This is a genomic window from Microbacterium sp. K35 (assembly GCF_004794375.1).
Classification (GTDB): Bacteria; Actinomycetota; Actinomycetes; order Actinomycetales; family Microbacteriaceae; genus Microbacterium; species Microbacterium sufflavum.
This window is the reverse complement of record NZ_SSDM01000398.1, coordinates 1-4,890: the sequence shown is the minus strand read 5'-3', so window position 1 is coordinate 4,890 and position 4,890 is coordinate 1. Positions and strand designations below refer to the sequence as shown.

At 70.4% G+C, this 4,890-nt stretch carries 3 protein-coding genes and 1 pseudogene; all 4 read right to left on the bottom strand.

All coding sequences use genetic code 11. The features are described 5' to 3' along the window. Window positions 1-187: pseudogene (locus DW299_RS16330) on the bottom strand (hypothetical protein); the annotation flags it as partial. A 92-nt stretch (window positions 188-279) separates the two neighbouring features. Continuing rightward, on the bottom strand, window positions 280-2,094 hold the full coding sequence (locus tag DW299_RS16325) for an ABC transporter ATP-binding protein (protein ID WP_136031010.1): 1,815 nt from the start codon (window positions 2,092-2,094) through the stop codon (window positions 280-282). Then, window positions 2,091-4,016: an ABC transporter ATP-binding protein gene (locus tag DW299_RS16320; protein WP_136037202.1), complete on the bottom strand. Its 1,926-nt coding sequence runs from the start codon at window positions 4,014-4,016 to the stop codon at window positions 2,091-2,093. Before DW299_RS16320 ends, DW299_RS16325 begins: the two co-directional genes overlap by 4 nt. Window positions 4,017-4,328: 312 nt before the next feature. Next, window positions 4,329-4,826 (bottom strand): methylated-DNA--[protein]-cysteine S-methyltransferase, encoded by a 498-nt coding sequence (locus DW299_RS16315; RefSeq protein ID WP_136031014.1) that lies wholly within the window; start codon window positions 4,824-4,826, stop codon window positions 4,329-4,331. Window positions 4,827-4,890 lie beyond the last annotated feature (64 nt).

The following is a 4,890-nucleotide window of genomic DNA, read 5'->3' as shown; positions in this document are numbered from 1 at the left end:
TCAGCGTCGTGCGCCGAGCGACCGCCGTCTGCTGCGCGATCCGCAGATCGTGTCGGGCCGCGTCGTACTCGAGCCGCCGCCCGCTCCGTGTGCTGCGGCGGCGCAGCCCGATCGCACCAGCGGTCGCGCCGGCGGCGGCGGTCGGCGCGATCCACCACCACTCGGCGAGGAGCAGCACGGGGTCCATACCTCGATGCTACCGACCCGTACCGACGGCGGCGATGCGCCGAGGGCCCGGCCTCCACGGGGAGACCGGGCCCTCCGCGCACGCGGACGCCGTCAGACGAGCGTCTCCTGCCACGCGGCATGCAGCTGCGCGAACTTGCCGGAGCCGCCGATGAGCGCCTCCGGGGTGTCGTCCTCGATGATGCGGCCGTGCTCCATCACGAGCACCCGGTCGGCGATCGCGACCGTCGACAGCCGGTGCGCGATGATGATCGCCGTCCGGTCAGCGAGCAGCGTCTGCAGCGCGTCCTGGATCAGCCGCTCCGACGGGATGTCGAGCGAGGCGGTGGCCTCGTCGAGGATGAGCACCGCCGGGTCGGCGAGGAAGGCGCGCGCGAACGAGATCAGCTGCCGCTGCCCCGCCGAGACGCGCCCACCGCGCTTGTTCACGTCGGTGTTGTAGCCGTCGGGCAGCGCCGAGATGAAGCCGTCGGCGCCCACCGCGCGGGCGGCGGCCTTGATCTCGTCGAGCGAGGCGTCCGGCTTGCCCAGGGCGATGTTGTCCGCGACCGTCCCGCTGAACAGGTACGCCTCCTGCGTGACCATCACGATCGCACGACGGAGGTCCTTCGGGTGCAGCGAGCGCAGGTCGACGCCGTCGAGGGTCACCCGACCCTCCGAGGGGTCGTAGAAGCGCGAGATGAGCTTGGCCAGCGTCGACTTGCCCGCACCGGTCGTCCCCACGAGGGCGATCGTCTGCCCGGCCGGGATGTCGAGCGAGAAGTTCGGGAGGATCGTCTTCTCGCCGTTGTACCCGAACGTGACCTCGTCGAACTCGACGTGTCCGCGCGACTCCCACAGGTCCACCGGCTTCTCGGGGTCGGGCACCGTCGGCACCTCCTCGAGCACGCCGGACACCTTCTCCAGCGCCGCGGTCGCGGACTGGTAGGAGTTCAGGAACATCGCGATCTCCTGCATCGGCGCGAAGAAGTTGCGCACATACAGCACGGCGGACAGCAGCACGCCGACCGTAAGGGCCCCCGTCGACACCCGGATGCCGCCCCACAGCACGACGATCCCGAGCACCAGAGCCGCGACGCCCATGAGCCCCGGCTCGAACGTGCCGAACAGCAGCATCGAGCGGCGGTTCACGTCGCGGTAGTCGCCGGCGACCTGCTGGAACGCCTCGTCGTTGCGCGGCTCCTTGCGGAACGCCTTCACCGCGCGGATGCCGGTCATGGTCTCCACGAACTGCACGATGACCTTGGCGCTGATCACGCGCGACTCGCGGTACACCAGCTGCGAGCGCGAGTAGAACCAGCGCATCAGGAAGAACAGCGGCACCCCGCCGAGCGCGAGGATGAGGCCGGACTGCCAGTCCCACACGCACAGCGCGATGAACGTGAACAGCCCGAACAGCACGCCCGACACGAGCTCGTTCAGGCCGCCGTCCAGCAGCTCCCTGATCGAGTCGAGGTCGCTCGTCTGTCGCGAGATGATGCGCCCCGAGGTGTACGACTCGTGGAACTCCAGGCTCAGCCGCTGGGTGTGCAGGAAGATGCGCTTGCGCAGATCGAGCAGGATCGCCTGCGTCAGCTTCGCCGCGATGATCACGTACCAGGCGATCAGGGCGGCCGCGAGCGCACCGGCCAGCAGGTAGATCCCGCCCACCACGAACGTCGGCATCCAGTCGGCGTTCTCGATCACGGCCGGCAGTGCACGGTCGAGCCCGATGCTGATCAGGATCGGACCGGCGACCTGCAGCGCCGTCGAGATCACGAGCACCACCGCGGCGAGCACGATCTGCGGCTTGAGCGGCCGCACGAGCGAGCCGAGCAGGCGCAGCGACCGCTTGCGGATCGCCCTGCTCTCCTCGCGGGTCAGGCGGGAACGGTCCTCGTCCTGGGTGCCGGTGAGGGTGGAGCTCATCGCTGCACCTCCTTCTCGCTCATCAGATCGTCGTCGGCGGCGTCCTCCCGGAGGCCGTCCTGCACCGCATCGTGGATCTCCGCCTCGGTGTCGCGGATGACCGGGATCGCGCCGGTGCGCGCCGCCTCCTCGGCCTCCAGGCTCGAGATGACGTGACGGTAGTGGCGGCTGGTCTTCAGAAGCTCCGCGTGCGTGCCGACCGCGGTGACCCTGCCGGCCTCCAGCAGCGCGACCCGGTCGGCCAGGGCGACCGTCGACGGGCGGTGCGCCACGATCAGCGCCGTGGTCTCGGCCAGCACGTGCCGCAGGGCCTCCTCCACCAGGGCCTCGGTGTCGACGTCGAGCGCCGACAGCGGGTCGTCGAGCACGAGGACCTTGGGCGCGGCGGCGACGGCACGCGCGAGCGCCAGACGCTGCCGCTGCCCGCCGGACAGGCTCAGGCCCTCCTCGCCGATCACCGTCTCGACCCCCTCCGGCAGCGTGTCGACGAACGACGCCTGGGCGACGTCGAGGGCCTCGCGCAGCACGCGCTCCCCCTCGTCGCTGTGCATGTCGAGGTCGGCGCGTCCGAGCAGCACGTTCTCGCGCACCGACGCCGAGAACAGCGTCGCGTCCTCGAACGCCATCGCGATGTGCCGACGCAGCTCCGCGAGCGGCAGGTCGCGCACATCGACGCCGTCGAGAGTGACCCGTCCGCCCGTCACGTCGTACAGCCGCGTGGGGAGCGTCGTGAGCGTGGTCTTGCCGCTTCCGGTCAGACCGACGAGCGCCATGGTCTCGCCGGGCCGCAGCACGAGGTCGATGCCGTCGAGCAGGTCGCGCTCCTCGGCACCCGCGTCCTGGTAGCGGAAGTGCGCGCTCTCGAACGCGAGCTCGCCCCGCGGCTCGTCGATGTGCACCGGGTGCTCCGGGTCCGTGATGGTGTTGGTCTCGGAGAAGATCTCGAACACGCGGTCGGTCGCCGTGCGGGCGTCGAGCATGAACGAGAACAGGAAGCCGATCGACTCGATGGGCCAGCGCAGCACCACGGCCATCGCGAAGAAGGCGAACAGCTCGGCCTCGGTGATCGCGCCCTGCGAGATCAGCCAGATGCCCGACATCAGGCTCAGGCCGAACGCGATTTGCGGCATTAGGTCGAGCCAGAACCAGATGGACGCGATCGCGCCGGCCTTGCTCATCTCGGTCTCGCGCAGCGTCTCCGCCTGACGGCTGAAGCGACGCAGGGCGTGCTTGCCGCGGCCGAACGCCTTCAGCACGCGGATGCCGTGCACGCTCTCCTCGACGCTCGTGGCGAGGTCGCCCGCCTGGTCCTGACTGCGGCGGGTGAGGGCGCCGTAGCGCTTCTCGAACAGGTAGCCGCGGATCCACAGCGGGATCGCGGTCACCAGGAAGATCGTGCCCAGCAGCCAGTGCCAGCGGAACAGCAGCACCGAGCCGATGATGATCGTGAGCACATTGACCACGAGCAGCACGAGGCCGAACGCGAGCCAGCGGCGGATGAGACCGATGTCCTGCATCATGCGGCTCAGCAGCTGACCCGACTGCCAGCGGTCATGGAACGCGACCGGCAGCGTCTGCAGCCGCGAGTACAGCTCCGTGCGCATCGTGTACTCGACCTGCGTGGCGGGGAACAGCACGAACTGACGGCGGAGCCACACCATGAGCGCCTCGCCGAGCGCCAGGGCGAACACGGCGGCCGCGCCCCACACGATCGCATCGATGTGACCGGAGCGGACCGGTCCGCCGATGATCTGCTCGAGCACGATCGGGATCATCAACGCGATGAGAGCGGCGGCGAGAGCGCTCGCGGCCCCTCCGGCGAGACGCCAGACGACCGGCTTCACGAAGGGCTTGAGCCGCCACAGCGCGGCGGGGGTGGACAGGGTGGACGACGGATTGTGCGCGGAAGACGAGGAAGACATGTCTCTCAGAGGAGTCGAGGCGAAACGAAGAGGAAGAGGGACGGATGCGAGAGCGGGCTCCTGGAGCCCGGCATCCGGTGCAGAACGGGGGCGGCGGCTCTAGGAGAGCGGGCGCACCGGGGTCGAGCCGAGAGTGGCGATCTGCGCGGCGGCGATCGTGGTCATGGTGTCCTCCTCATGGGCTCGGCGAGGTCGTCCGGTTGGCGCGACAGCCCATCAGCCTATTCCTGTGAACCAGCTGGGCGCAAGAGGAATTCCCGCGGCAGCCGAAAGCCCCGTCCCGCGCGGAGACGGGGCGGGGCTTCGGACGGCTCAGCGCGCGGCGCTCTCACGGGCCAGGAGGCTCTGCTTCACGGCGAGACCCCACGCGAAGCCGCCCAGCGAGCCGTCGGTGCGCAGCACCCGATGGCACGGGACGAACAGGGCCGGGGCGTTGCGGGCGCAGATCGACGCCGCCGCGCGCACCGCGTTCGGATTGCCGAGGCGCGCGGCGAAGCCCGTGTAGGTGAGCGGCCGACCCGGCTCGATGCCGCGCAGCGCATCCCACCCCGCGCGCTGGAGGGCGGTTCCGGTCTGCTTCACCGCGACGGCGTCGATCGCCGACACGTCACCGGCGTAATAGGCCAGGGCGGCAGCCGCCGCGTCGGTCTCGGCGTCGCGCAACTCCTCCGGACGGGCGGCGGCGGAGAGGCGACCGAGGATCGCCTCCACGTCGTCGGTCCACCCGGAGGCGAGGACGCGCTGCTCGGCGTCGGCCAGGATCGTGAACGGGCCGTCCGGGGTGTCGATGGTCTGGATCAGGGCGGTCATGGCGTCTCCTTCGTCTGGGTCTCGTCGTCGGTCGCGGCCGCGCGGGCGGCAGGCGACCGCGGCC

What these genes read in the sequence shown, in the direction of transcription:
- DW299_RS16325 (WP_136031010.1), bottom strand. Translation starts at nt 2,094, where the DNA reads ATGAGCTCCACCCTCACCGGCACCCAGGACGAGGACCGTTCCCGCCTG.
- DW299_RS16320 (WP_136037202.1), bottom strand. Translation starts at nt 4,016, where the DNA reads ATGTCTTCCTCGTCTTCCGCGCACAATCCGTCGTCCACCCTGTCCACC.
- DW299_RS16315 (WP_136031014.1), bottom strand. Translation starts at nt 4,826, where the DNA reads ATGACCGCCCTGATCCAGACCATCGACACCCCGGACGGCCCGTTCACG.